This window comes from Actinoplanes sp. CA-030573 (assembly GCF_050951115.1).
Lineage (GTDB): Bacteria > Actinomycetota > Actinomycetes > Mycobacteriales > Micromonosporaceae > Actinoplanes.
This window is the reverse complement of the sequence record NZ_CP192038.1, coordinates 2,099,826-2,126,152: the sequence shown is the minus strand read 5'-3', so window position 1 is coordinate 2,126,152 and position 26,327 is coordinate 2,099,826. Positions and strand designations below refer to the sequence as shown.

The 26,327-nt window shown below is 72.3% G+C and carries 27 protein-coding genes and 1 pseudogene; 4 read left to right on the top strand and 24 right to left on the bottom strand.

Annotation, left to right across the window (positions count from 1 at the left end; translation table 11 throughout):
- Positions 1-27: 27 nt before the first annotated feature.
- A complete protein-coding gene (locus ACQP2F_RS09940; protein ID WP_433302712.1) occupies positions 28-456 on the top strand; it encodes a hypothetical protein in 429 nt (142 codons plus the stop codon).
- 619 nt (positions 457-1,075) lie between these two features.
- Positions 1,076-1,201, top strand: a complete 126-nt coding sequence (locus ACQP2F_RS09935; RefSeq protein ID WP_433302711.1) for a hypothetical protein — start codon at positions 1,076-1,078, stop codon at positions 1,199-1,201.
- Here the strand turns inward: ACQP2F_RS09935 and hisF are convergent.
- Together hisF and ACQP2F_RS09925 are read right to left on the bottom strand one after the other, a co-directional pair.
- Positions 1,198-1,959, bottom strand: coding sequence for an imidazole glycerol phosphate synthase subunit HisF (gene hisF / locus ACQP2F_RS09930; protein ID WP_433302709.1), 762 nt, complete (start codon positions 1,957-1,959; stop codon positions 1,198-1,200). The genes ACQP2F_RS09935 and hisF overlap by 4 nt on opposite strands.
- The gene (locus tag ACQP2F_RS09925; RefSeq protein WP_433302707.1) at positions 1,956-2,849 is read right to left on the bottom strand and encodes an EamA family transporter; all 894 of its coding nucleotides are present in this window, start codon (positions 2,847-2,849) and stop codon (positions 1,956-1,958) included. The genes hisF and ACQP2F_RS09925 overlap by 4 nt, the downstream gene beginning before the upstream one ends.
- A 73-nt stretch (positions 2,850-2,922) precedes the next feature.
- Between ACQP2F_RS09925 and ACQP2F_RS09920 the strand changes: the two genes are divergently transcribed.
- On the top strand, positions 2,923-3,858 hold the full coding sequence (locus ACQP2F_RS09920; protein ID WP_433302705.1) for a LysR family transcriptional regulator: 936 nt from the start codon (positions 2,923-2,925) through the stop codon (positions 3,856-3,858).
- Here the strand turns inward: ACQP2F_RS09920 and priA are convergent.
- From priA to hisD, 7 genes are read right to left on the bottom strand one after another with little or no spacing between them, the layout of a single operon-like run.
- On the bottom strand, positions 3,810-4,529 hold the full coding sequence (priA, locus tag ACQP2F_RS09915; RefSeq protein WP_433302703.1) for a bifunctional 1-(5-phosphoribosyl)-5-((5-phosphoribosylamino)methylideneamino)imidazole-4-carboxamide isomerase/phosphoribosylanthranilate isomerase PriA: 720 nt from the start codon (positions 4,527-4,529) through the stop codon (positions 3,810-3,812). The genes ACQP2F_RS09920 and priA overlap by 49 nt on opposite strands.
- 11 nt (positions 4,530-4,540) lie before the next feature.
- Positions 4,541-4,858, bottom strand: coding sequence for a hypothetical protein (locus tag ACQP2F_RS09910; RefSeq protein WP_433302702.1), 318 nt, complete (start codon positions 4,856-4,858; stop codon positions 4,541-4,543).
- Positions 4,859-4,864: 6 nt separating this feature from the next.
- Complete coding sequence (hisH, locus tag ACQP2F_RS09905) at positions 4,865-5,488, bottom strand: imidazole glycerol phosphate synthase subunit HisH (protein WP_433302701.1); 624 nt, start codon at positions 5,486-5,488, stop codon at positions 4,865-4,867.
- A 51-nt stretch (positions 5,489-5,539) separates the two neighbouring features.
- Positions 5,540-5,698, bottom strand: a complete 159-nt coding sequence (locus ACQP2F_RS09900; RefSeq protein ID WP_433302699.1) for a hypothetical protein — start codon at positions 5,696-5,698, stop codon at positions 5,540-5,542.
- The gene (gene hisB, locus ACQP2F_RS09895; RefSeq protein WP_433302697.1) at positions 5,698-6,309 is read right to left on the bottom strand and encodes an imidazoleglycerol-phosphate dehydratase HisB; all 612 of its coding nucleotides are present in this window, start codon (positions 6,307-6,309) and stop codon (positions 5,698-5,700) included. Before hisB ends, ACQP2F_RS09900 begins: the two co-directional genes overlap by 1 nt.
- Positions 6,306-7,382: a histidinol-phosphate transaminase gene (locus ACQP2F_RS09890; RefSeq protein ID WP_433302695.1), complete on the bottom strand. Its 1,077-nt coding sequence runs from the start codon at positions 7,380-7,382 to the stop codon at positions 6,306-6,308. Before ACQP2F_RS09890 ends, hisB begins: the two co-directional genes overlap by 4 nt.
- A complete protein-coding gene (gene hisD / locus ACQP2F_RS09885; protein WP_433302694.1) occupies positions 7,379-8,689 on the bottom strand; it encodes a histidinol dehydrogenase in 1,311 nt (436 codons plus the stop codon). The genes ACQP2F_RS09890 and hisD overlap by 4 nt, the downstream gene beginning before the upstream one ends.
- 104 nt (positions 8,690-8,793) lie before the next feature.
- Here hisD and ACQP2F_RS09880 point away from each other — a divergent pair, with 104 nt between their 5' ends.
- On the top strand, positions 8,794-9,510 hold the full coding sequence (locus tag ACQP2F_RS09880) for an LON peptidase substrate-binding domain-containing protein (RefSeq protein WP_433302692.1): 717 nt from the start codon (positions 8,794-8,796) through the stop codon (positions 9,508-9,510).
- A 124-nt stretch (positions 9,511-9,634) separates the two neighbouring features.
- Here the strand turns inward: ACQP2F_RS09880 and ACQP2F_RS09875 are convergent, their stop codons facing one another.
- From ACQP2F_RS09875 to ftsZ, 15 genes and pseudogenes are all read right to left on the bottom strand, one after another.
- Positions 9,635-10,567, bottom strand: a complete 933-nt coding sequence (locus ACQP2F_RS09875; RefSeq protein ID WP_433302691.1) for a hypothetical protein — start codon at positions 10,565-10,567, stop codon at positions 9,635-9,637.
- A 291-nt stretch (positions 10,568-10,858) separates the two neighbouring features.
- Positions 10,859-14,395 (bottom strand): DNA polymerase III subunit alpha, encoded by a 3,537-nt coding sequence (gene dnaE / locus ACQP2F_RS09870; protein WP_433302690.1) that lies wholly within the window; start codon positions 14,393-14,395, stop codon positions 10,859-10,861.
- A 76-nt stretch (positions 14,396-14,471) separates the two neighbouring features.
- A complete protein-coding gene (locus ACQP2F_RS09865) occupies positions 14,472-15,950 on the bottom strand; it encodes a MinD/ParA family ATP-binding protein (RefSeq protein WP_433302688.1) in 1,479 nt (492 codons plus the stop codon).
- A gap of 123 nt (positions 15,951-16,073) precedes the next feature.
- A complete protein-coding gene (locus ACQP2F_RS09860; protein ID WP_433302686.1) occupies positions 16,074-17,141 on the bottom strand; it encodes a hypothetical protein in 1,068 nt (355 codons plus the stop codon).
- A gap of 16 nt (positions 17,142-17,157) precedes the next feature.
- Complete coding sequence (locus ACQP2F_RS09855; RefSeq protein WP_433307428.1) at positions 17,158-18,042, bottom strand: RluA family pseudouridine synthase; 885 nt, start codon at positions 18,040-18,042, stop codon at positions 17,158-17,160.
- A 38-nt stretch (positions 18,043-18,080) separates the two neighbouring features.
- Positions 18,081-18,764 (bottom strand): signal peptidase II, encoded by a 684-nt coding sequence (lspA, locus tag ACQP2F_RS09850; RefSeq protein WP_433307427.1) that lies wholly within the window; start codon positions 18,762-18,764, stop codon positions 18,081-18,083.
- On the bottom strand, positions 18,665-19,087 hold the full coding sequence (locus tag ACQP2F_RS09845; protein WP_433302684.1) for a TraR/DksA family transcriptional regulator: 423 nt from the start codon (positions 19,085-19,087) through the stop codon (positions 18,665-18,667). Before ACQP2F_RS09845 ends, lspA begins: the two co-directional genes overlap by 100 nt.
- A 299-nt stretch (positions 19,088-19,386) precedes the next feature.
- Entirely contained in the window at positions 19,387-20,946 is a 1,560-nt protein-coding gene (locus ACQP2F_RS09840; RefSeq protein WP_433302683.1) for a potassium/proton antiporter, read from the bottom strand.
- On the bottom strand, positions 20,943-21,257 hold the full coding sequence (locus ACQP2F_RS09835; protein ID WP_433302681.1) for a DUF167 domain-containing protein: 315 nt from the start codon (positions 21,255-21,257) through the stop codon (positions 20,943-20,945). Before ACQP2F_RS09835 ends, ACQP2F_RS09840 begins: the two co-directional genes overlap by 4 nt.
- A gap of 739 nt (positions 21,258-21,996) precedes the next feature.
- A pseudogene (locus tag ACQP2F_RS09830) lies at positions 21,997-22,188 on the bottom strand (hypothetical protein); the annotation flags it as partial.
- A 51-nt stretch (positions 22,189-22,239) separates the two neighbouring features.
- Positions 22,240-23,055: a DivIVA domain-containing protein gene (locus tag ACQP2F_RS09825; protein WP_433302679.1), complete on the bottom strand. Its 816-nt coding sequence runs from the start codon at positions 23,053-23,055 to the stop codon at positions 22,240-22,242.
- Positions 23,056-23,097: 42 nt separating this feature from the next.
- A complete protein-coding gene (locus tag ACQP2F_RS09820) occupies positions 23,098-23,403 on the bottom strand; it encodes a YggT family protein (RefSeq protein ID WP_433302677.1) in 306 nt (101 codons plus the stop codon).
- Positions 23,404-23,426: 23 nt separating this feature from the next.
- Positions 23,427-24,149, bottom strand: coding sequence for a cell division protein SepF (locus ACQP2F_RS09815; RefSeq protein WP_433302676.1), 723 nt, complete (start codon positions 24,147-24,149; stop codon positions 23,427-23,429).
- 192 nt (positions 24,150-24,341) lie between these two features.
- Positions 24,342-25,052, bottom strand: coding sequence for a YggS family pyridoxal phosphate-dependent enzyme (locus ACQP2F_RS09810; RefSeq protein WP_433302675.1), 711 nt, complete (start codon positions 25,050-25,052; stop codon positions 24,342-24,344).
- A complete protein-coding gene (ftsZ, locus tag ACQP2F_RS09805) occupies positions 25,049-26,182 on the bottom strand; it encodes a cell division protein FtsZ (protein ID WP_433302673.1) in 1,134 nt (377 codons plus the stop codon). The genes ACQP2F_RS09810 and ftsZ overlap by 4 nt, the downstream gene beginning before the upstream one ends.
- Positions 26,183-26,327: the final 145 nt, after the last annotated feature.

The following is a 26,327-nucleotide window of genomic DNA, read 5'->3' as shown; positions in this document are numbered from 1 at the left end:
AGGGTAGGGGCGCGGCATCATTGCGCCATGGGGGCTGGCGACTGGCAATGGAACGACGCTTGGATCTTCGTGTCCGCGGTCATCGCCGAGCGCCTCGAGCGCGACCGGGCGCTGCACGCCTCGCTGCCGGTGACCGGGGCCGGGCTGGCCGACGTGCTCGCCGCCGCCGACTTCCTGCACCACGCCGTGCCGAGCCGCGAGGAGCTGGAGGAGTCCGTACGCCGCCTGGCCGGCGCCGGCCTCCTGGTCGTCGAGGACGACCTGATCGAGGTAGCCCCGGCCGGCGAGCAGCTGTGGCGAACCCGCCCGTTCAGCGGCCTGTCCTCGGCCGTGATGACCCTCCAGGCCCAGCTGAACCGGGCAAGCGCCCCCGGCGACTTCGACTGGACGCTGGACGAGCAGACGTACAACACCGCCGTCCGCGAGTACTCGGTCCGCCTCGCTGACGGCCGGTAATGCGGGGCTGGGCCGTCGCTTGCTCGAACGCTAAGGCCCGGCGTCGCCCCTCTTCGTGGTCGTCGCGGCTTTAGCTCCTTCTGGTCACGCCTCTCCCGTTGACGCCGGCCGAAGATTGCCGCCCTACTCAACCCCACCCCGTCACTGGGTGGGGTGACGTTACGGCCCGGGTGTGACACTTTCCGGCGGTTATCCCCAGCCCCTCTCGCCGGCGTGCGCCGGCCGGGCCTTTTACGCCGCGCGCCCTCGTTTGAGCCGGACGGAGCAACAGCCTCCTTCTCTGATGACTTGAGACGCCCCAGAGACTGGGAGTCATCAAGATCGGAGAGTCGCGGCGGGCGGATTCGCGGGCATTGGCAGCTCTGATGAGTTGCCGCGCTTGGCGTGCGGGAAGTCATCAACATCCGCGGGGGCGGGCAATCGAGAGCGCCGTGGGCGCGGGCGATGCCGGCGCGGGCCACCGGGCGATGCGGGCCATGCGGGCGGCGCTGGCCGTGCCGTCGGCAGGGCATGCGGGCGGCGCTGGCCGTGCCGACGGCGCGAGCCCTGCCCACGGCGCGGGCCCTGCCAGCGGCGCGGGTGCCGCGCCGCGTGGGCCTTGCACGACCAGACTTGGCCCATGGGCCGCGCCGCGGCGTGGGCCGGGCGGGCGGCGCAGGCCGGGCGGGCGGCGCAGGCCGGGCGGGCGGCGCAGGCCGGGCGGGCGGCGCAGGCCGGGCGGGCGGGGTCGGACGCTCGGGCCTAGCGCACCGGGTTACCGGCCTCGCGCAAGCTCTCCTTCACCTCGCCGATGCTCAGGTCTCCGAAGTGGAAGACGCTCGCCGCCAGCACCGCGTCGGCGCCGGCCGCCACCGCCGGTGGGAAGTGGTCGACCGCGCCGGCGCCGCCGCTGGCGATCACGGGGATGTCGACCACCGCCCGCACCGCGCGGATCAGGTCGAGGTCGAAGCCGGCTTTTGTGCCGTCGGCGTCCATCGAGTTGAGCAGGATCTCGCCGGCGCCCAGCTCGGCGACCCGGCGGGCCCAGTCGATCGCGTCGAGGCCGGCGCTGCGCCGGCCGCCGTGGGTGGTCACCTCCCAGCCGCTGGGCTGGTCGGCCGAGCGGCGCACGTCGAGCGAGAGCACCAGCACCTGGTTGCCGAAGCGCTCGGCGATCTCGGAGATCAGAGCGGGACGGTTGATCGCGGCCGTGTTCACCCCGACCTTGTCGGCGCCGGCGCGCAGCAGGACGTCGACGTCCTCGACCGAGCGGACGCCGCCGCCCACGGTCAGCGGGATGAAGACGCTCTCGGCCGTGCGGCGCACCACATCGAGCATCGTGCCGCGGTCGTCCGAGGACGCGGTGACGTCGAGGAAGGTCAGCTCGTCGGCGCCGGCCGCGTCGTAGGCCGCGGCCAGCTCGACCGGGTCGCCGGCGTCGCGCAGGTCGACGAAGTTGACCCCCTTGACCACCCGGCCCGCGTCGACGTCGAGACAAGGGATCACGCGCACCGCCACCGTCATGCCTCAACCCTAATGGGCGCCCGGGGCAGCGCCGCGGGGACGGGCCGGCGGCGGAGAAGGCCGAGCAGGATGCCGCCGACCACGAGCACGCCGCCGGCGACGCCCGCCGGGCGGATCGGCTCGCCGAGCACGAGCGCGGCCGACGCCATGCCGAAGAAAGGCACGAGCATGGAGAACGGCGCGACGGTGCTCGCGCCGTACCGCCGCAGCAGGAAGCCCCAGGCCGCGAATCCCGCAAGCGTCGAGACCAGCGCGACGTAAAGCACCGCCAGGACGGCTCGGCCGTCGATCGCGCGCAGCGCGGCGAGGTCGGACGCCGGACCGTCCACCGTGAGCGAGAGCAGGATCAGCGGGCCGCTCGCGACGGCCGAGACCCAGACCATGAACCGCAGCGTGTCGGGCGGGGACGCCTTGCGGGTGACGATGTTGGACAGGCCCCACGCCGCGGCCGCGCCGACGATCAGCAGGAACGCGCCGAAGCCCGCACTCATGCCGGCGGCGACCACCACGATGCCGGCCGCCGCCACCGCGAGCCCGGCGACCTGCACCGGGCGGGGGCGCTCGCGCAGCAGCAGCGCCGCGAAGATAACCGTGAAGACGGCCTGGCTCTGCAGCACGAGCGAGCTCAGGCCGGCCGGCATCCCGGCCGCCATCCCGGCGAACAGCATGGTGAACTTGACGACGCCGAGGATCAGGCCGGCGAGAACGATCCAGCGCCACGGCACCTGTGGGCGGCCGGCGAAGAAGATCGCCGGGAACGCGGCAAGGGTGAAGCGCAGGGCGTTGAACAGCAGCGGCGGGAAGTGGTCGAGGCCGGTCTCGATGGCGACGAAGTTGACGCCCCAGACCGCCATGACCGCCACGGCGAGCGCGATGTGACGCAGTTTCATGCGTTCGAGCCTGGCGAACAACGACCCATTAGCACCATCGAATAATGCTGAAGTGACGATGTAGGGTCGCTACATGATTGACCTCGGCCGGCTGCGCGCCCTGCACGCCGTGGCCAGCTACAAGACGGTTCTGGCCGCCGGCGAGGCGCTGCACTGCACGCCCTCGGCCGTGTCCCAGCAACTGGCCAAGCTGGAGCGCGAGACCGGCGCCACCCTGGTCGAGAAGGATGGGCGCGGGCTGCGGCTCACCGAGGCCGGCCGCATCCTGGCCCGGCACGCCGAGCGGGTGCTGGCCACCGTCGACGAGGCCGAGGCCGCACTCGCCGCCCATCGCGACACCGTGGTCGGGCGGCTGACCGTGGTCGCGTTCGCCACCGCCTGCCGGGCGTTGCTGCCGTGGGCACTGCACCGGCTGGCGGCCGAGCACCCGCAGCTGTCGACCGGGCTGATCGAGGCCAACCCGCACGAGGGCCTCGAGGCGCTGCACCGCGGGCACGTCGACCTGGCGGTGCTCGACGACTGGCCCGAGGTGGCGCTGCGCTACCCGGCCGGCATCGCGCACGTGCCGCTCGGCTGGGACGTCGCCGACCTGATCGTGCCGAGCGGCCACCGGCTGGCCGGGACGACGCTCGGGACGACGACGCTTTCCGCGCTGCGCGACGAGCGGTGGATCTCGGCCAAGGCCGGGGACATCTGCCACGAGTGGCTGACCCGGGTGATGCCGGGCGTGCAGCCGGATTTCCACGTCGGCGAGTTCGAGACCCAGCTGACGCTGATCGCGGCCGGCCTCGGCGTGGCGATCATCCCGCGGCTCGCCCGACCGGCAACCCTGCCGGACGGAGTGCGAGTTGTCGGGATAAATCCGGCGCCACGGCGCCGCGTCGTGATCGCTTGGCGAGAAGCGGCCGCGGCCCGCCCGGCGATCAAAGCCGCCGTGCAGGCATTACGCGAGTCCTGGAATCAGGCCAGCGCGGCCAGGGCCTCCGCCACCGTGAACGCCCCGGCGTAGAGGGCCTTCCCGGCGATCACGCCCTCCACCCCGATCGGCTCGAGAGTGGCCAGCGCGCGCAGGTCGTCCAGCGTGGACACGCCCCCGCTGGCGATGACGGGCTTGTCCGTAGCGGCGCACACCTCGCGGAGCAGGTCGAGGTTCGGCCCGCGCATCGTGCCGTCCTTGGTGATGTCGGTGACGACGTAGCGGGCGGCGCCCGCCTTGTCGAGCCGGGCCAGCACCTCGTACAGGTCGCCGCCGTCGCGCGTCCAGCCCCGCGCCGACAGGGTGCGGCCGCGCACGTCGAGCCCGATGGCCACCCGGTCGCCGTACTCACCGCACACCCGGTCGCACCACTCCGGGTCCTCGAGCGCGGCGGTGCCGATGTTCACCCGGGCCGCGCCGGTGGCGAGCGCGCGGGTCAGCGACGCGTCGTCCCGGATGCCGCCGGAGAGCTCGACCTTGACGTCGAGGCGGCGCACCACGTCGGCGAGCAGCTCGGCGTTCGACCCGCGCCCGAAGGCGGCGTCGAGGTCGACCAGATGCACCCACTCGGCCCCGTCGTTCTGCCAGGCGAGCGCCGCCTCGATCGGGTCGCCGTAGGCGGTCTCCGAGCCGGCGGCGCCCTGCACGAGGCGGACGGCCTGGCCGTCGGCGACGTCGACGGCGGGCAGCAGAGCGAGGGTCACGGTCTCTCCTTCTAGTTCTTTCGGCCCAGGACCAGGACGACCAGGGCCGGCAGGGCCATAACGATCACGATGGTGAGCACGATGCGCAGACCGAGATCGGGCACGAACAGCCAGATCGCGGCCGCCGCCAGCAGCGGGACGAGCACGATGCCGATCCGCTGCCCGCGACTGCGACGGTAGAGACGCCCGGGCCGGCCGACGCGCGGGGTGAGCTTCCGGACAACCGCGCGACGGCGCTGCCGGCGGGCCACCTTGCGGGCGCGGACGGCCTTCTCCCGCTCCAGCACGGCGAGCCGCTCGGCGCGCCGCTTCGCGCGCTCCTTGGACACCGTCCGCTACAGCCCGGCGACCCAGTTGCGCAACAGCGCGTAGCCGGCGTCGGCGGACTTCTCCGGATGGAACTGGGCGACCGCGATCGGACCCAGCTCGACCGCGGCGGCGAACGGCTCGTCGTGGCTCGCGGTGGTCACCTTGGCGCCGGCTCCGGTCAAGACATCAAGATCCGAGGCCGCGTACGAGTGGACGAAGTAGAACCGCGTCCCCGGTTTTATCCCCGCCAACAATTCTGACTTGTCCGGAATGTCAACGGTGTTCCATCCCATATGCGGGATGCGCTCCGCTGACAATTTGGACACAACGCCCGGCAGCAGACCCAGGCCCTTCGTCTCGACGCCGTGCTCGACGCCCGACTCGAAGAAGATCTGCATGCCGACGCAGACCCCGAGCACCGGCCTGCCCGCCGCCACCCGCTCGGCGATCATCGGGCCGGCGCCGAGCTCGTCGATGCCGGCCATGCACGCCGCGTAGGCACCGACCCCGGGGACCATGAGCCCGTCCGCCTCGGCCGCGGCCCGCAGGTCGCTGGTCACGGTCACGTCGACGCCGGTGCGGGCGACAGCCCGCTCGGCCGACCGCAGGTTGCCCGACCCGTAGTCGAGCACCACCACTCGCTTGGTCACCGCGTCACCAGCCCCGCTTCTCGTGCCGCCGCCGCTTCGCCGGTGGCCATGTCAGTTGTCCCCGGGGATCAGCCAGGCCACGCCGCCCGCGACCGCCAGCGCGGCGAGCACGCCGACCAGCGCCACGCTGAACTTCGTCGCGCCCGACCGCGCCAGCTGGATCACGCCGCCGACCAGGAAGCCGGCCACGATGAAGAGCACGATCGCCATCAGAGCACGCCCTTGGTCGAGGGCAATGCGCCGGCGTTGCGCGGGTCGATCTCGACCGCCTCGCGCAGCGCCCGGGAGAATGCCTTGAACTGCGCCTCCACCACGTGGTGCGCGTCCGGCTTGCCGCCGTCGCGGGCCGCCCGCAGGACGCTCACGTGCAGGGTGACCTTGGCCGCGAACCCGAACGACTCGAAGATGTGCCGGGTCATGCTCGTCGGGTAGACCGGGCCGATGTACGGCGCCAGCTCCGGCTCGTCGTGCACCACGTAGGGACGGCCGGAGAGGTCGACGGCCGCCCGGCAGAGCACCTCGTCCATCGGGATCGTGGCCGACCCGTACCGCCGGATGCCCGCCTTGTCGCCCAGCGCGCGCGAGAAGGCCTCACCGAGCGCGATGGCCGTGTCCTCCATCGTGTGATGCGCGTCGATCTCGAGGTCACCCTCGGTGCGCACGGTCAGGTCGAAGCCGCCGTGCTTGGCGAGCTGGTTGAGCATGTGGTCGTAGAAGCCGACGCCCGTGCTGAGGTCGCCCTTGCCGGTGCCGTCGAGGTCGATCTCGACCAGCACCTTGGTCTCGTTGGTGACGCGCTCGATCTTGGCGGTACGACTCACTTCATGGCCTCCAGCGCTGTTGCCTCGAGGAAGGCGTCGGTCTCGGCCGGGGTGCCGGCGGTGACCCGCAGCCAGCCCGGCAGGCCGACGTCGCGGATCAATACACCGCGGTCGAGCAGCCGCCGCCAAGCGATTTTCTGATCACCGCCGACCTCGAACAGCACGAAGTTGGCGTCGCTGTCGGCGACCCGGTGCCCGCGCTCGCGCAGCGTGACGACGATGCGGTCACGCTGCTCCTTGATCGCCTCGACCGTCGCGAGCAGGGCGTCGCGCTGGGCGATCGCGGCGCGGGCGGCGGCCTGGGTGAGCGAGCTCAGGTGGTACGGCAGGCGCACCAGCTGGACGGCGTCGACCACCGCCGGATGGGCCGCGAGGTAGCCGAGGCGGCCGCCGGCGAACCCGAACGCCTTGCTCATCGTGCGGGTCACCACGAGACGCGGGTGGTCGGCGATCAGCTCCAGGGCGGTCGGCGTGCCGGCCCGGGCGAACTCCGCGTACGCCTCGTCGACCACCACCATGCCGCGCGCCCGCTCGAGGACCGCCGTGATCACCTCGGGGTCCAGCGCGGTGCCGGTCGGATTGTTGGGCGAGCAGAGGAAGACCAGGTCGGGGTCGTGCGCCTCGAGCTGCTCGACCGCGGCCGCGACCGGCAGGCCGAAGTCGGGGCCACGCCGGGCGCCGATCCAGCGGGTGCCGGTGCCCTGGGCGAGCAGCGGATGCATCGAATAGGAAGGACCAAATCCCAGCGCCGTACGCCCGGGGCCCGCGAACGCCTGGAGCAGCTGCTGCTGTACCTCGTTCGACCCGTTCGCCGCCCACACGTTCGCCGTGGTCAGCCCGTGGCCGAGGTAGTCGGCGAGATCGGTGCGCAGGGCCACCGCGTCCCGGTCGGGATAGCGGTTGAGATCGCGCAGCTCGGCCTGCAGCGCCTTGCCGATCGCGTCGGTCACCTCGTCCGGCAACGGATACGAGTTCTCGTTGGTGTTCAGCCGGACCGCGACGTCGAGCTGCGGCGCGCCGTAGGGCGACTTGCCCCGCAGATCGTCGCGGATCGGCAGATCGTCGATGTTCATGCGCTGAACCTCGCCCTCACCGCGTCGCCGTGGGCGGGCAGGTCTTCCGCGTTGGCGAGCGCGACCACGTGATCGGCCGCGTCGCGCAGAGCGGCCTCGTCGTATTCGACGACGTGGATGCCGCGCAGGAACGACTGCACCGACAGGCCCGAGGAGTGACGCGCGCAACCGGCGGTCGGCAGCACGTGGTTGGAGCCGGCCATGTAGTCGCCGAGCGACACCGGCGACCAGGCGCCCACGAAAACCGCGCCGGCGTTGCGGACCCGCATGGCCCACTGCCGCGCGTCGCGCGTCTGGATCTCCAGGTGCTCGGCCGCGTACGCATCGACGACGCGCAACCCCTGCTCGAGGTCGCCGACCAGCACGACGCCGGACTGCTCCCCGGTCAGCGCGGTCAGCACCCGCTGCTCGTGCTTGGTCGCCGCCACCTGCCGGGTGAGCTCGGCCTCGACCCGGGCCACCAGCTCCTCGGAGTCGGTCACCAGCACGCTCGCCGCCAGCGGGTCGTGCTCGGCCTGGCTGATCAGGTCGGCCGCCACGTGCCGCGCGTCGGCCGTCTCGTCGGCCAGGATCGCGATCTCGGTCGGCCCCGCCTCGGCGTCGATGCCGACGGTGCCGCGCAGCAGCCGCTTGGCCGCGGTCACCCAGATGTTGCCGGGCCCGGTGATGATGTCGACCGGCTCACAGCGGTCGCCCTCGTCGACGCCGTCCGACCCGTAGCCGAGCATGGCGATCGCCTGGGCGCCGCCCACCCCGTACACCTCGTCGACGCCGAGCAGCGCGCACGCCGCCAGCACCCGCGAGTCGGGCAGGCCGCCGTTCTCCTTCTGCGGCGGCGAGGCCACCACGAGGCCCTCGACGCCCGCCTCCTGGGCCGGCACCACGCTCATGACCACGGTGGACGGATAGAGGGCGAGACCGCCCGGCACGTACAGCCCGACGCGGGACACCGGCACCCACCGCTCGGTGACCGTGCCGCCGGCCACCACCTGGGTCGTCACGTCCTGGCGGCGCTGGTCGGCGTGCACCTTCCGGGTACGCCGGATCGCCTCGAGCAGCGCGTCGCGTACCTGCGGATCGAGGGTCTCCGCCGCCGCGGCGATGGCCGCCTTGGGCACCCGCAGCCGCTCGATGGTGACGCCGTCGAACCGGGTGGTCGCCTCCGCGATCGCGGAGAAGCCATGCTGATGGACCGCCTCGACGGTCGGGCGGATCTGCTCGACGGCCTCGGAGACGTCGAGCCGGGCACGGGGCAGCAGGCCGCGCGGGTCCCGGAGGGAGCCACGCAGGTCGGTCCGATTCAGCACGGGGACAATTCTAGGCGGGGGGTATGACAAGGGCTTTCGCGCCACGGCATGGCCCAGGGCTTGAGACGGGTTGACCATGGTGAGGTGGCCGATAGGCTGAGCTGGTGAGCGAGCGGCTGCCGGTGTTCCCGCTGGGTACGGTGCTGTTTCCCGGGCTTGTGCTGCCCCTGCACATCTTCGAGGAGCGTTACCGCGCGCTGGTGCGCGAGCTTGTCGCCAGCCCGGTCGACGGCCCGCACGAGTTCGGCGTGGTCACCCTGCGCCGCGGCACCGAGGCGCCCAGCCCGGCGTCGTTGTCCGAGGACGACGACGCCGCCGCCGAGCCCGCCGTGGTGCAGGCGGCCGACCTCTACCCGGTCGGCTGCACCGCCGAGCTGCGCCAGGTGACCGAGCTTCCCGACGGCCGCTTCGACATCATGACGGTGGGCCGCCGCCGCTTCCAGGTCGTCGACGTCCACCAGGGCGACGAGCCCTACCTGACGGCCAAGGTCGAGTGGCTCCCCGACGAGACCGCCGACGAGGCCGCGGCCCTGCTGGCCCCGCGCGCGCTGGCCGCCTTCCGAACGTACCTGGACCTGCTGCGCCCCGACTCCGAGGTGCTGGACGCGGTGCCCGCCGATCCCACGGTCCTCTCGCATCTGATCGCCGCCACCGCCCAGCTCACCACCGACGAGCGTCAGCTGCTGCTGGCCGCCCCCGACACGGCGAGCCGCCTGCGCACCGAGCTGAAGCTGCTCAACCGCGAGGCCGGCCTGCTGGCCCGCGTACGCGCGGTTCCCGTGCCGCTCTCCGACCTGGCCCGCCCCGCCAGCCCGAACTGACCGCCGGCCCCTTTGCTCTGCGCACCAAAACGCGCAACCCGCCGCACGCGCGGCTCTGCTCACCAATACGCGCGACCGGGCCAAGCGCCGTCGAAGCGCGTATAGGTAAGCAGAGCAAAGGGGCTCAGGCGCGGGGCGGCTCGGCGGGCATCTGCGGCTGGTGGGCCGGCTCGACCGGCGCGGCATCGGGCGCCGGGGACGCCGGGTCACCGGGCCACGAGCCGCCGGCGGCGGCGGTGTTGGGGCCGTAACCGGGCTTGGCGCCGGGGTTCTCCAGGTCGGGATCGTTCGACCAGCCGGCCAGCAGCGTCAGCAGGATCGCGGCCGCGAACGCCGGCACCAGCATCGGCCCGGTCGAGTGCACCTCGGGCGGCGCCAGGTAGGTCGCGCCCCGGGTGGCCGTGTCCTGCCAGTGCTCGTAGGCGCTCTTCCCGATCATCTCGCCGACCCAGGGCGCTACCAGGTAGCCGGCGCCGAGCGTGCCCGCGACGACGCCGAGCAGCAGGAACGGGCCCCGGTCGCGGCGCAGCAGCAGCCAGGCCACGACCGCGGCCAGCAGCCCGAAGGCGAGCCCGAGAATCGTGTACCACCCGTCGGCCGCGATGTACTCCTCCGGCGACGGGTCGTTGACGACGATGTTCTCCCCCGTGGCGATGACCGGCACGCTCGGCGCGATCCACGCCCAGAGCAGCCCGAGCGGCCCGCCGAGCGCCATCACCACGGCCGCGGTCAGCACGGTGACCGCCACGGTCCGCCGCCACGGCCGCCGCGCCGCCGGCCGCATCCCCCACCACCGGCTGCCGTCCTCCGGCCCGCTGGGATGGGCGAGCCCGAAACCGCCACCCTCGCCACCGAACGCCGCCTGCCCGCTCGCCTCACCCGCGCCCTCGAACGCCGGCTGCCCATCGGGAAACGCCGGCTGCCCGCCCGCGAAGGCTGACTGCCCGCTCGCGGCATCCGAGCCGTGGGAAGGCTGCGGCCCAGGAGATGCGGGACCGCCGAGTGACGATGCTGGCAGGCCGGCGGCGTAGGCGCCCGGGTCCGCCGTCGGATCCACCGGCGGCCGGCCAAAGGGCTGCGGCCCGGCGAAGGGCGGCCCCGCGGCGGATGACCCGGCCGAGGGCGGGCCGGCGAAGGGCGGCCCCGCGGCGGACAGCCCGGCCGAGGGCGGGCCGGCGAAGGACGGCCCAGCGGCTGGCGGCCCCGCGGAGGGCGACCCCCCGGAAGGCTGGGACTGCGCCGGCTCCTGGCTCGGAGCCGACTCCTGGCTCGGGTTCACCCTACGATCCTGCCAGGTCTGGCCGCGGACCGTCGGCCACGCCCCGCAACGCCGCCACGACCAGGCCGTTCAGGCGACCGCGCTGGGCCCGAGGATCATCTTGAGGTCGGCGCGCAGCGCGGGCGTCGGCGCCACCCGCACGGCCCCGAGCCGCAGGACCGTCGTGCGGCTGCCGTTCTGCAGGTGGACGTGCACCTCGGAGTCGCCGGGGTGGCTGGTCAGGATCTCCTTCAGCTCGGACACCAGCGGCGGCGTGCACCGGGTGATCGGCATGGTGAGCGTGACCGGCTTGCTGTCCGGATTGTGACTGATGTCGGGCAGGGACATGTCCATCGCCATGATCCGCGGGGTGTCGTCGCGCCGGTCGACCCGGCCCTTCACGATCACGATCGCGTCCTCGGCGATGTACTGCCCGATCACCTCGTACGTGTTCGGGAAGAAGAGCGTCTCCACCCCGCCGGCCAGGTCTTCGAGCGTGGCCGACGCCCACGCCCGCCCCTGCTTGGTGATCCGCCGCTGCACGCCGGTGAGGATGCCGGCGAGCGTGACGACCTGCCCGTCCGGGACCGACCCCTCCTCGTTGAGCGACGCGATCGACGTGTCGGCCGAGTTCGCCAGCAGCTGCTCGAGGCCCGCGAGCGGGTGGTCGGAGACGTACAGGCCGAGCATCTCCCGCTCGAAGGCCAGCTTGTCGCGTTTGTCCCACTCGCCGTCACCGATCGTCGGCATCGCCACCGTTGCCGACGAGCCGCCCTCCCCGGTGTCGGCGAACGCCCCGAAGAGATCGAACTGCCCGGCCGCCTCGTTGCGCTTCACATCCGCGTACGCGTCGATGGCCTCCGCGTGCACGGCGAGCAGCCCCTTGCGGGTGTGCCCCATCGAGTCGAACGCGCCGGCCTTGATCAGAGACTCGATGGTCTTCTTGTTGCAGGCGACCGCGTCCACCTTCGACAGGAAGTCGTAGAAGTCCTGGTACTCACCCTTCTCCTGGCGGCAGCGGGCGATCGCCTCGACCACGTTGTGCCCGACGTTGCGGACCGCGGCGAGACCGAACCGGATGTCCTTGCCGACCGGGGTGAACGGCCCGGCCGACTGGTTGACGTCGGGCGGGAGGACCTGGATGCCCATGCGCCGGCACTCGGCCAGGTACATCGCCATCTTGTCCTTGTCGTCGCCGACCGACGTCAGCAGACCGCCCATGTACTCGGCCGGGTAGTGCGCCTTGAGGTAGGCCGTCCAGTACGACACGAGCCCGTACGCCGCGGAGTGCGCCTTGTTGAACGCGTACCCGGCGAACGGCACCAGCACGTCCCACACCGCCTGGATCGCCTCCTTGGAGTAGCCGCGCTCCATGCAGCCCTGCTGGAACGGCCCGAACTCCTTGTCGAGGATCTCCTTCTTCTTCTTGCCCATCGCCCGGCGGAGCAGGTCGGCCTGGCCGAGGCTGTAGCCGGCCAGGATCTGCGCGGCGCGCTGCACCTGCTCCTGGTAGACGATCAGGCCGTAGGTCGGCTCGAGGATCTCCCGCAGCGGCTCCTCGAGCTCCGGGTGGATCGGCGTGATCTCCTGGAGCTTGTTCTTGCGGAGCGCGTAGTTGGTGTGCGAGTCGACGCCCATCGGGCCCGGCCGGTACAGCGCCAGGACGGCCGAGATGTCCTCGAAGTTGTCCGGCTTCATCAGCCGCAGCAGCGACCGCATCGGGCCGCCGTCGAGCTGGAACACGCCCAGGGTGTCGCCGCGCGCGAGCAGCTCGTACGCCGCCGGGTCGTCCAGCGGCAGCTGCAGCAGATCGAGGTCGAACTCGTGGTTGAGCTTGATGTTCTTGACCGCGTCGTCGAGGATCGTGAGGTTCCGCAGGCCCAGGAAGTCCATCTTGAGCAGGCCGAGCGTCTCGCACGTCGGGTAGTCGAACTGCGTGATGATCACGCCGTCGGAGGCGCGGCGCATCAGCGGGATGTGGTCGATGATCGGCTCGGCCGACATGATCACGCCGGCCGCGTGCACGCCGGTCTGCCGGATCAGGCCCTCGATGCCGCGCGCGGTGTCGATCACCTTCTTGACGTCGGGGTCCTGCTCGTACATCGTGCGGATCTCGCCCGCCTCGCTGTACCGCTTGTGCTCCTTGTCGAAGATGCCGGCCAGCGGGATGCCCTTGCCCATCACGTCCGGCGGCATCGCCTTGGTGATCCGGTCGCCGACCGCGAACGGGTAGCCGAGCACGCGGGCCGCGTCCTTGATCGCGGCCTTGGCCTTGATCGTGCCGAACGTGGCGATCTGCGCGACCTTGTCCTCGCCCCAGCGGTCGGTCACGTACTTGATGACCTCACCCCGCCGGCGCTCGTCGAAGTCGATGTCGACGTCGGGCATCGAGATGCGCTCGGGGTTGAGGAACCGCTCGAAGATCAGGCCGTGCGGCAGCGGGTCGAGGTCGGTGATGCCCATCGCGTACGCCACCAGCGAGCCCGCCGCCGAGCCACGGCCGGGGCCGACCGCGATGCCGTTGCGCTTGGACCACTGGATGAAGTCGGCGACCACCAGGAAGTACGACGGGAAGCCCATCTGGATGATGACGCCCAGCTCGTACTCCGCCTGCTTGATGTGGGTGTCGGGGATGCCGCCCGGGAAGCGGCGGCGCAGGCCCTCGAACGCGACCTCGCGGAAGTACTCCTCCTCGGTGCGGCCCTCGGGGATCGGGAACCGGGGCATCAGGTTCTTGAAGGTGAACATGCCGTCGGTGTCGACCTTCTCGGCCACCAGCAGCGTCGTGCGGCAGCCCTCCTGCCAGGCGTCCGAGGAGTCGACCGCGCGCATCTGGTCGGCCGACTTCACGAAGTAGCCGTTGCCGTCGAAGCGGAACCGGTTGGGGTCGGCCACGTTGCTGCCGGTCTGCACGCACAGCAGCACGTCGTGGGCCTCGGACTGCGCCTCGTACGTGTAATGGGAGTCGTTGGTGACCAGCGGCTTGATGCCGAGCTTCTTGCCGATCTCGAGGAGCCCGTCGCGTACCCGCTTCTCGATCGAGAGGCCGTGGTCCATGATCTCGAGGAAGTAGTTGTCCTTGCCGAGCGCCTCTTGGTACTTCGCGGCCGACTTGAGCGCCTCGTCGAACTGGCCGAGCCGCAGCCGGGTCTGCACCGCGCCGGACGGGCAGCCGGTGGTGCCCATGATGCCCTCGGCGTGCTCGGCGATGATGTCGAAGTCCATCCGCGGGTACTTGCCGAGCTGACCCTCCATCGACGCCCGCGAGTTGAGGCGGAAGAGGTTCTTGAGGCCGACCGCGTTGCGGGCCCACATGGTCATGTGCGTGTAGGCGCCGTTGCCGGAGACGTCGTCGCTCTTCTGCTCGGGGCGGCCCCACTTCACGCGGGCCTTGTCGAGGCGGGACTCGGGCGCCACGTACGCCTCGACGCCGATCACCGGGATGACCTCGGCCGCCTTGGCCTGGGTGTAGAAGTCGTACGCCCCGTGCATGTTGCCGTGGTCGGTGATCGCCGCCGCCGGCATGCCCAGCCGCTTGGCCTCGGCGAGCAGCTCCTTGACCCGGGCGGCCCCGTCGAGCATCGAATACTCGGTGTGCACGTGGAGATGCACGAACGAGTCAGACACCCCGGGCCCCCTTAAATTTTGACGACGCCGCGACTCTAGTCGGCCCCTCCGACAGAAACGAGGGGGCGCGCGAGGATCACTCGGCGAAGGGCTCGACCATCATCGAGGCCGCCCGCAGCCACGCCTGCTTGGTCTCCGGCTGGAGCTCCTGGTACTCGATGGAGGACCCGACCTCGAGCGACGGGTCGTAGGGCACGATCGCGACCCCGCGCGTACGGGTGGCGAAATGCTTGGCGAAGTCGTCGAGCATCGGCAGGGGCCCCGGCGACGGGCAGGAGATCAATGTCACCGCGTTCGAGACCAGGTCGCCCATGCCGCTCTCGTCGAGCACGTCGAGCATCCAGTCGGCGGTGAAGGCGGCGTCCTCGCGCGGCACCGTGGTGATCACCAGCTGGTCGGCCTGGCGCATCACGGTCTGCCAGTTGACGCTCTCCACGTTGTTGCCGGTGTCCACGCAGATCACGTCGTGCGTGCGGCGCAGCAGGTCCATCACCCGGCGGACGGTGCTCTGGTCGAGCCGCTGCGCGAAGCGCGGGTTCTCCTCACCGGCGAGCACGTCGTAGGACCCGTCAGAGGCGTGCCGCAGGTAGCTGTCGAGCTCGCTGAGCAGTCCCTCGCCGTGCAGGTTCTCGATCTGCATGAGGTCGGCCAGCAGGTGCTTGATCGTACGGGCGTGCCGGGCGCTGCCGGCCCGCAGTCCGAGCGTGCCGCGCAGCTCGTTGTCGTCCCAGGCGAGCACGCCGCGGCCGCGGACGCTGCCGATGGTGGCCGCCGCCAGCACGGTCGCGGTGGTCTTGTGGACGCCGCCCTTGGGGTTGGCGAACGCCAGCACGCGTGGTTTGCCGAGCTTGCGGCGCAGCACCGCGACGGCCCGCCCGATCTCGTCGTCGGGCCGGGTCTGCCGCCACTCGATGCGGGCGCCGGCCGGGGAGGTCGGCGCGGGGGCGGGCGCCGGCGCCGGCGGGCGCACCGGCGCGGCCGCGGAGGCGCGGATCTGCGGATAGTCACGAGGCGCGGGCGGGGCGACCGGGGCCACGGGCGGTGGGGCCACCGAAGCCACGGGCGGCGGAGCCGGCGGGGCGACCGAAGCCACGGGGGGCGCCACCGGCGGCGGGGCGGGCGGGGCCACCGGCGTCGATCGGGCCGGGGCGGACGGGCTGAAGAAGCTGTGCGGCTGCTCGGCACGCCAGCCGTTCGCCTCCGGGGCCGGGGCGGGAGCGGGAGCGGGCGCCTGCCGGGCCTGGTGCCGGGGGTCGAGCGGGTTGATCGGGCGCTGCGGCATCGGCCGGCGTTGCTCGTACGGCGGGTCGGCCGGCCGCTGCTCGAAGCCGTTCGGCGCCGGCTGCTCGTAACCGCGCTGGTCGAGCGGGTTGTACGGCCGGCGGCTCGGCAGCGGCTGCCCGTACTGCGACGGCGGCGCCTGCTGCGGTTCCGTCTCGGCCTCGGCCGGCTGCTCCTCGGCGTTGCGGGCACCATGCCGGGCGCGGTCGAGCAGCGCCCGCCAACGCGGGGCTGGTTCCGCAGGCCGGCCCCAGCCGGTCTCGGTCCCCTCCACGGCTCGTCCTCCCTGCGCGTTGCTAGTCCCGGTGGTGCACACGGCCGGCGCCCGCCCACGGCGGCCCATGACAGGCTACGGAGCGAACCGTCTTCGGGCCACTGCCCGACCGAACATCCCCGGTCATTCTCCTCGATCGAACTCGAGCGCCACAGTCGTGATCGACTGGCCGTCCGTACGGGTGGCGGACGAGGAACCTAACGTGCGGACGACGCCCGAGATGCTGTCGATCAAGAACTTGGCAGCGCTCACGGATGTGGCTGACGGCACTGCGGGGCGCTCGTGCGGTGCCGGGAGAGAGGAATCGGGCAGGGGGCGGATGCTCGCCGGTGAGTCGGATGTCACAGGGAGCCCGGACGAAGACAGTATCGGCGCGGGCGTCCACGAGGCAATGGCTGAACCGTCGTTTGGCACAGGAATCGGAGATCCGCTCGGTTCCGCCGGGATCGTCCCGTCCTGCTCCGGCAGCGGCGGCCGGAACTCGGCCCGGTCGAGCCGCCACACCTCGGGCGCGGGATCGACGGCACGCACCCCCGGCCGGTCCGCGACCCCCTGCAACGCGCCGGGGGCGGCGCGGACCACGGCCGCGAAGACACAGGCACAACCGCTGCGGTACGCGTCGGCCTCCGTCCCGGCGGTGCGGGCGGCCGACTCGTACGCGCTGCGGGCCCGCGCCGCGTTCGCGTCCTCCCCGCCGATCCGGCGGCCGAGCTGGAGGTACTCCGCCTTCTCCCGGTCGCGCTGGAGGGCGGCGTCGAGCATGCCCGACATCACGTCGGCCGGCAGCCGGTAGGCCGCGATCCGCACCACCTGGGTGTGCCGCCCGGCCACCGGCACCCGGGTGTAGACCTGCGCGACCGCGACGCCGTCGAGCATGCCCGGCAGGGCGCCCGGCGGCACGTAGTCGTCGAGGCTGACCAGCGCCCACATGTCGCCGGCCGGAGGCGCCGACGGGTCGCCGAGGGCGGCCAGGTCGGCGCGGGCCGAACGGAGGTAACCGGCGACCGACTGCCCCGGCACGACGCCGACCTGGATCAACTCGCCGGCCGCGCCGGGCGCCTCGCCGTCCCGCCGGCTCGCCCAGACGATCGCCAGCAGCAGGGCGGCGGCCGAGACGATCGCGACCCCGATCATGGCGCGCAGCAGGACCGTGCCCGTCGTCGGCTCCCGCTCGTGTTCCGCGGGCCCCACGTGTTGCTCCCCGAGGTCAGCTCGCGTCCTGAAGCACGTCCAGCGCGTACTTCAGGTCGTCAGGGTAGTCGCTGACGAACCGGACCTCATCGTGCGTTCGGGGGTGGAGGAACCCCAATTCTCGGGCGTGCAGCCACTGCCGGCTCAGCTTGAGCCGGGCCGCGAGGGTGGGGTCGGCGCCGTAGGTGAGGTCGCCGGCGCACGGGTGGCGCAGGGCCGAGAAGTGCACCCGGATCTGGTGCGTGCGGCCGGTCTCGAGCTTCACGTCGACCAGGCTGGCGGCCCGGAACGCCTCGAGCGTGTCGTAGTGGGTGACGCTCGGCTTGCCCGACGACATCACCGCGTACTTGTAGTCGGCGGTGGGGTGCCGGTCGATCGGCGCGTCGATGGTGCCGCGCAGCGGGTCGAGGTGGCCCTGCACGACCGCGTGGTACCGCTTGTCGACCTCGCGCTCCTTGAAGGCGCGCTTGAGGACGCTGTACGCGATCTCGCTCTTCGCCACCACCATGAGCCCCGTGGTGCCGACGTCGAGGCGGTGCACGATGCCCTGGCGCTCGGCCGCGCCGCTGGTCGCCACGTTCTGCCCCATCGCCGCCAGGCCGCCGACCACGGTCGGGCCGGTCCAGCCGGGGCTCGGGTGGGCGGCCACGCCGACCGGCTTGTCGACCACCACGATGTCGTCGTCGCTGTAGACGATGGCCAGCCCGGTCACCGGCTCGGCCACCACGACCGGCGCGGTCGCCGGCGCCGGCAGGGTCACCTCGAGCCAGGAGCCGGCCGTGACCTTGTCCGACTTGGGCCGCGGGTAGCCGTCGACCAGCGCGTCGCCGGCCTCGACCAGGGTCGCCGCCGCCGTGCGGGACAGCCCGAAGAGCCGGGAGATCACCTGGTCGAGCCGCATGCCGTCGAGCCCGTCGGGCACCGGCAGGGAGCGCTGGGTCACGATGCGGGTTCCGCCTTCTTGCGTACGGCCCGCCGGCCGTCCCGTTGCCGCCCGGTGAGCTCGAGCACGACCGCGAGCGCCACGCCGACCGACAGGCAGCTGTCGGCCACGTTGAAGACCGCGAACTTCTCCGCGTACGGCGCGAAGAGGCTGATCATGTCGACCACGTGGCCCTGGAACGGTCCCGGCGCGCGGAACAGCCGGTCGGCCAGGTTGCCGAACGCGCCGCCGAGCACCAGCCCGAGCGAGATCGCCCAGGGCAGGGAACGCAGCCGCGTCGCCATGAAGACGATCCAGCCGATGACCACCAGCGTGATCACCGGGAACACCCAGGTGTGCTCGCTGCCCATGCTGAATGCCGCCCCGCTGTTGCGCAGGAGCGACAGGTAGACCAGCCCGCCGAGGATCCGCACCGGCTCGCCCTCGGTCAGGTGCTCGGTGCACAGCCATTTCACCCACTGGTCGAGCGCCACGGCCAGCGCGGCCGTGATGCCGAGCACCGCCACGGCACGGGGACTGAACCGGGGCTTCGCCTCCGGCTCGGGCCGCACCGCGGTCGCGCCCTCCGCCTCGTCAGCGTTCAGCGTCGTTCCTCCAACTGCTTGCAGGACACACAGAGAGTCGCGGACGGGAACGCCGCCAGTCGCTCGACCGGGATCGGGTTGCCGCACCGCTCGCACCAACCGTAGTTCCCCTCGCCGAGCCGGTCGATGGCGCGCTCCACCTGTGTGATCCGCTCGAGCAGGTTGTTGGCGAGGGTGATCTCCTGCTCGCGCTCGAACGTCTTGGTGCCGGTGTCGGCCTGGTCGTCGCCGGCCGAGTCGGCGAGCCGCTCCCGCTGGAGGTCGGAGATCTCGCTGAGGGACTGGTCGTACTCCTGCTGCAGCTCGTCGCGGCGCTCGGTCAGCGCCACCCGGATCTTCTCCGTCTCGGCGGCGCTGCGGGTCCGCTTCGTGGCGGCCTTGGCGGTCGTGGCGGTCCTGGTCTCGGTTGCCTTGGCCATAGTCGCTCCCTCGGCCGCACCCCCCGGCGCGGCGATCAGCGTGTCGTCAGGACGGGCGCGGGTCGCCCCGCCCGTCCCCTTTGTCGTGCCGGTGAGCGCCGGCATCCGGCGCCGCGAGCCCGACGCCGCCGTAGATCTTGCCCCACCTGCACAAACGGCGCGGCTGAACGGTCAGCCGCGCACTCCGGAGGGTGGCAAGGATACGGAACGTATCGGGAAGCGACAACACGGGTACACGATCTTGGCGCGACAAAGGTCGTAAATCTCCCGGTCGGATACCCGACCGTTCCCAATTCGATTCACCGGGCCGGCTCCTCCCGTCCCTCCTCGCCGAACCAGCGGGCCAGCCGCCCGCGCCGGCTCACCGCCCGCAGCCGCCGCTCGGCCGCGTCGCGCACGGCCGCCGTGGCCACGATGAGCAGGGCGTCCCCGGTTCGCAGGCGGGTGTCCGGGCCGGGCACGAAGCCGGCGCCGTCGCGCACCACCAGCGTCACCGAGGCGCCGGCCGGCAGCCGCAGCTCGTCGACGTAGACCCCGGCCAGCCGCGAGCCGGGCGACACGTCGAGCTGGAGCAGGTCGGCGTGCATGTTCTCCAGCGGCGCCGTCTCCACGTGGATCTCGGCCGGCTCGTCCGGCGCGGTGACCCCGAGCAGCCGCGACGCCGGGCCGAGGGTGCTCGCCTGCACCAGCGTGAAGATGATGACCAGCACGAAGACGGCGTCGAACAGGCCGTCCGCGCCCGCCGTGCCGGCCGAGAGCGGAATGGTGGCCAGCACGATCGGCACCGCGCCGCGCAGCCCGGCCCAGGAGAGGAAGGCGGTGCCCCGCCAGCCCACCCGGAGCGAGTCGGGCACGCCGCGCCGCCCGAAGAACCGGCCGCCGCGGGCCGGGCGGGCGAGGACGGCCGCCACGATCACCGACAGCGGACGGGCCAGCAGCACCAGCGCCAGGCCCACGACCAGGGCCGGCACCAGCGCGCCACCCAGCCGCTCGGGCGAGGCGAGCAGGCCCAGGAGCACGAACAGGCCGATCTGGGCGACCCAGGCGAGCCCGTCGGCGAAGCCGAGCACGGCCCGCCGGTGCGGCAGGCGGCCGTTGCCGAGCACCACCCCGGTCACGTAGACGGCGAGGAAGCCGGACGCGTGGACCACCGCCCCGGCCGCGTACGCGAGCACGGTGAGCCCGACCGCGGCGATCGGGTAGAGCCCGGCCGAGGGCAGCGCGGCGTGCCGCAGCGTCCAGCGGCCGGCCGCGCCCACCGCCAGCCCGATCGCGGCCCCGGCCGCCAGCTCGTAGGTGACCAGCACCACCTCGTACCACCAGGGGTGCCCGCCCTCGGGCGCCGCGCTCAGCAGCACCACCAGGATCACCACCGGGGCGTCGTTGAGGCCCGACTCGGCCTCGAGGGTGGCCACCAGCCGCGGCGGCAGTCGCAGCCGGCGCAGCGTCGCGAAGACGGCGGCGGCGTCGGTCGAGGACAGCACGGCGCCGTACAGCAGCGCCAATCGCCAATTCAGACCGAGGACCAGATGGACGCACAGCCCGACCACCGCGATGCTGACCAGCACGCCGACGGTCGCCAGGGAGGCGCTCAGCCCGAGCACCGGGCGCAGCGTGCTCCAGCGGGCGGTCAGGCCGCCCTCGGCGATGATCAGGATGAGCGCGCAGAAGCCCAGGGTGCGGGTCAGCTCGGCGTCGTCGAAGCGGATGCCGAAGCCGGACTCGCCGAGGGCCATGCCGATCAGCAGGTAGACCAGGAGGCTGGGCAGGCCGACCCGGGTCGAGAGACGCACCGCGGCCACCGCCACCAGCAGCACCGCGGCGCCGATGAGCAGCGCGAGGTCGAGGTTTCCCGTCACGGGGTTCCGGCGCCGTCGCGCAGCCGGGTCAGCCGGGCCCGGACGTCCTCGCCGGCCGGCACCGTGAAGACCTTGTCGCGGCTCGTCGCGCCGATCCGCAGCGTCACGTCGCCGGCCCGCACCGCCAGGGCGCCGGCCAGCGCCCGCCGCGCCGCCTCGGTGGCCTTGCCGTCGACGGCCGGCGCGCTCACCGCGACGATCAGCGCGGGACCGTGCGGACCCTCGTAGCGGCCGCCGACCCGGTCGCGGCCGGCGCCGGGCCGGACGCGGACGGGGACGGAGAGGTCTGCTGAGGAACGCCCGGAAACCATGCCCCATTGTGCCGATCACGGGGTGTGGCCGGGCACCGGCTCAACCGGCGGTTCTGCCCGCCCCGTTCGCCGCTCAGTGCCGGACGGCGGCGGCGACCAGGCGCTCGACCGGCCGGCACAGCCCGCACGGGCTGAAGCCGAGCTCGACCGCCTCGTTCACCGGGATCGGCTCGGTGAGCCGGCCGACCAGGTGCGGGCACTCGGGCAGGTGGTAGCGGGGCCGGCCGTCGACGACCAGGACCTCGGCGTCAAGCCGGGCCACCCGCACCGCGTCGGAGGGGCTGACCGCCTGCGGCAGCGGCTCGTCGGCCGGGTCGTCGTCGTCCGCATCGGCGAACTCGTGGTCGTCCGCGGCCGGTTCGGCCTGCGCGAACGCGGGCTCGGCGTGGGTACGCCACGGGGGCTCGTCGTCGTCCTCGGCCCGGGCCGAGTGGATCGCCTCGGCCGCGCGGTCGTAGTCGGGCTCGTCCTCGCGGCGCGCGCCCGCGGCGGCGGCCATGGCGGCGGCGGCGTCCCGGCGGCCGGCCTCGAAGGCATCGCGCTCGTCGAGGAGCGGAGCGTCGATCGGCCCGCCAAGATTTTCGTTGCCAGAATTTTCGTCGACCGCGTCCAGGCGGATCGTTTCCCGCCTATCTGACAAATCGGACTCGGCCGATTCGGCGGCGAACACCGGGCCCGGCCCGGCAAAATCGTCGGTGCTGCGCTCCGGCGGCGCGGCCTCCGCGGCGAACTCGGGAGCGGCGGGGTCCGGCGCCGTCTCGCCGGCGGCCGCCCGGCGGCCGGCGTTCTGGCGCGCGCCGATGACCAGCGCGACCGCGGCCAGCAGGCTGGCCACGATCGAGCTGATCAGGAGGGTGCTCGATCCGCCGGTGAGGCCCAGCGCGAGCAGCGTCACCGCGACGAGGATGAGCAGCAGGCTAACAACGATCATGGCTCATCCTCGTCGTGGTACCGGGGGCAACTTGCTAGGGGCGCTCGGGGATCAGCGTCCGGACTCGATGGCGCCGGTGCGGCTGCCGCCGTACGACCCGGCGAGACCGGCCGCGGCGAGACCGCCGGAGCCGCCGACCGCCCGGCTCGAGTCGGCGCGCGACATCTCGGCCTCGAGGCCCTGGCCCCGGCCGTCGAGGTCGCGCAGCTGGCTCTCCAGGTAGGCCTTCAGCCGCGTGCGGTACTCCCGCTCGAACTGCTTGAGCTCCTCGATGTGCTTCTGCAGCGCGGTCCGCTTCGCGTCCAGGCCACCCATGGCCTCCTGGTGGCGCTGGCGGGCGTCACGCTCGAGGGCGTCGGCCTTGGCGCGGGCCTCGCGGGTGACCTCCTCGGCCTTGGAACGGGCGTCGGAGAGGAGCTTGTCGGCCTCGCGGCGGGCGTCGGCGACGTGGTCGTCGGCGGTGCGCTGGGCCATCATGAGCACCCGCAGCGCCTGCTGCTCGCCGTCGCCGGTGCCACCGGCGGGAGCGCCGACCGGGCCCTGGGCCCGGACCTGCTCCAGCTCGGCCTGCATCTGGCGGGCCGCCTGCTCGGCCTGAGCCTTGTCCCGCTGCACACGGTCGAGCTGGGCCTTGACGTCGTTGAGCTCGGCCGCGAGGCGGGGGTCGGCGCCCGAGACGGCTGGCGCGCCGCCCCGTCCACCGCGCTCCACCTGGGCGCGCAGCTCGTTGTTCTCCTCGATCAGACGGGCGAGCTCGCGCTCGACCTCGTCAAGGAAGGCGTCGACCTCCTCCTCGTCGTACCCCCGCTTGCCGATCGGGGGCTTCTTGAAGGCGACGTTGTGCACGTCGGCCGGGGTCAGCGGCATCGAAACTCCTCGGGTCAGTTGCGGCCGCGGTGGGGCTGCTGTCTAGCTGTACGCGATGATCAGGCTTTGAAGCACGAATGTCATGAGCACGAACAGGATAACCAGCAGCACGATGAAAGCCAGGTCCAAGCTCACGTTACCAATGCGCAGCGGTGGGATCACACGCCTCAACGCCTTGAGAGGCGGATCGGTGACGGTCCACACCGCCTCGAGTGCCGCCGAGGCGCCGCGACCGGGCTGCCACCGCCGTCCGTACTGGAGCACCGCGGACAGGACGAACCGGGCCAGCAGGACCAGGAAGAAGAGGTAGACGATGAGATAGAGGACTTGGAACAGGATCGACAGCACGTCTGAGGGTCCCTCGTTCGGGGTCAGCTCTGGTTGAAGAACCCACCCTCAGCGATCTTGGCCTTGTCCTCCGCGGTGACCTGGACATTTGCCGGCGAGAGCAGGAAAACCCGGTTGGTCACGCGCTCGATCGTACCGCGTAGGCCGAACGCGAGACCGGCCGCGAAGTCCACCAGCCGGCGGGCGTCACCCTCATCCATCTCGGTGAGATTGATGATGACCGGAACGCCGTCGCGGAAGTGCTCGCCGATGGTCCGCGCTTCCCGGTATGTGGTCGGGTGCAGCGTGGTGATCTGGTACCGCTGCTCCTCCTCGACCGGTCGCGCCTGCGGCTGCGGGGTGTGCACCTGCTGCGGCGCGAGGGCCAGATTGTCCCGGGTGGCGTAGCTGAGCGGAGTCGCCGGCTCGCTCGACGTGGTCGACCGCGTGATGGAACGCACGCGGGCCCGATCCGCGGTTTCCACCCGATCGTGGTCGTCCAGGTCGGCCCGGGAGAGCCGCTCGGAGATCCGCGCGCGGTCGCTGCGGGCGCGCGGCACCGACCGCTCCTCCTCGACGTCGTCGTCCTCGTCCGCGAACTCGTCGGCGTAACGGTCGGACGAGTATCGGTCGCGATCCCGATCGCGGTCGCGGTCCCGGTCACGGTCGCGGTACGAGGTCTCGCGATAGCCACGGTCGTCGTACCCGCGGTCGTCGTCCTCCTCGACGAGGCCCAGCCAGACGCCCGCCTTCCGAAGCGCGCTCATGCCCCCACCTCATTCCGCACCTGGGCGAAAGTGCCGACCCGACCAGCCATGTCCCCCACCTTTTGTCCGCCGCGCGGCCCGCACCCCCTCGGCGTACCGCAGTCCCCCCTTGCACGAGCCGGAAGTCCGAAACGGACTGAGGCGACCCGCGGTGTCAAATAACACCTATGTAGTTTGCTGCCCGCCGCAAGGCTACCGCAGCGGGTTTCGCATTCCGAGCAAAGAAGTGCCGATCCGGACGTGTGTCGCGCCGTGCCGGACGGCCGCCTCGAGGTCGCCGCTCATCCCGGCCGAGATCGCGGTCGCGTCCGGATGCGCCTTCACCAGCCGCGCCGACAACACGGCCAGCTGCTCGAACGCACGATCCGGGTCCCAGTCGAGCGGCGCCACCGCCATGAGGCCGCCCAGCCGCAGCGACGACGAGGCCGCCACGGCGTCGGATATCCGCCAGAGATCGTCGCCGATCGCTCCGCCCCGGGACGGATCGCCGTCGATGCTCACCTGGACCAGCACGTCGATCTCCCGCGACCGGGCCTCGGCGGCGGCCGCGAGAGCGGCCGCCAGCCGCACCGAGTCGACCGACTCGACCACGTCGGCGTACCCGGCCACCGACTTCGCCTTGTTGCGTTGCAGCTGGCCGATGAAGTGCCACCGCGGCGTCAGGCCTTCGGCCCGCACGGCGCGAGCCTTGGGCGCGGCCTCCTGGTCGCGGTTCTCCCCGACGTCGGTGACGCCGAGCCCGGCCAGCAGCACGACATCGCTTGCCGGATAGGTCTTGGTCACCGCGACCAGGGTGACCTCCTCCGCCGGCCGCCCCGCGGCCGAACAGGCGCGGGCGATCCGCTCCCGGACCTCGGCGAGCGAGGCCGCGAGCTCGTCGCGGCGGCCGGCGGCGCCGGTCACGAACCGTTCTTGAGGAAGTCCGGAACGTCCACGTCGTCGAAGAGCACCCGGCGCGGCGTCTGCACCGGCGCGGCCGGCATCTGTGCGGCCGGCACCGGGGCGGCCGTGGTGGCGGCGGGCGCCGCGGTCGGCTGCGCCGGAGGCGCGACCTTCCGGGCCGGCTCGGCCGGCTTGTACGACGGGGTGCCGCCGTCGAACCCGGCCGCGATCACGGTGACCCGCACCTCGTCGCCGAGAGCGTCGTCGATGACCGCGCCGAAGATGATGTTCGCGTCCGGGTGGGCCGCGTCGGTGACCAGCTGCGCCGCGTCGTTGATCTCGAACAGGCCGAGGTCGGAGCCGCCGGCGATGGACAGCAGCACGCCGCGCGCGCCGTCCATGCTCTGCTCGAGCAGCGGGCTGGAGATCGCCTTCTCGGCCGCCTCGACCGCGCGGTTGTCGCCGCGGGCCGAGCCGATGCCCATGAGCGCGCTGCCGGCACCGCTCATGACGCTCTTGACGTCGGCGAAGTCCAGGTTGATCAGACCCGGCGTGGTGATCAGGTCGGTGATGCCCTGCACGCCGGACAGGAGCACCTGGTCGGCCTGGCGGAACGCGTCCATCATGCTGATGCCGCGGTCGCCGAGCGCGAGCAGCCGGTCGTTCGGGATCACGATGAGCGTGTCGCACTGGTTGCGGAGCTCGTCGATGCCCGACTCGGCCTGCACCTGGCGCCGCTTGCCCTCGAACGAGAACGGCCGGGTGACCACGCCGATGGTGAGCGCGCCGAGCTTGCGGGCGATGTTCGCCACTACGGGCGCGCCGCCGGTGCCGGTGCCGCCGCCCTCACCACAGGTCACGAAGACCATGTCGGCGCCCTTGAGCACCTCTTCGATCTCGTCCCGGTGGTCCTCGGCGGCGTTCTTGCCGACCTCGGGCTGGGCGCCGGCGCCGAGGCCGCGGGTCAGTTCCCGGCCGACGTCGAGCTTGACGTCGGCGTCACTCATCAACAGCGCCTGGGCGTCGGTGTTGATCGCGATGAACTCGACACCCTTGAGCCCCACCTCGATCATGCGGTTCACGGCGTTGACGCCGCCGCCGCCGATCCCGACGACCTTGATGACCGCCAGGTAGTTGTGTGGAGGTGTCATCAGGGCTCAGCCTTCCCTTCCGGGGTTGGCGGACGTCGTGGGCCCCGTGCGGTCCGGCCAGGAACCGCAACTCGACATCCGCTGCCGTACAAGGGAGGGCGAGGAAACCCTCACCCTCTACTAGAGGCTTAGGGTTATGTCAACC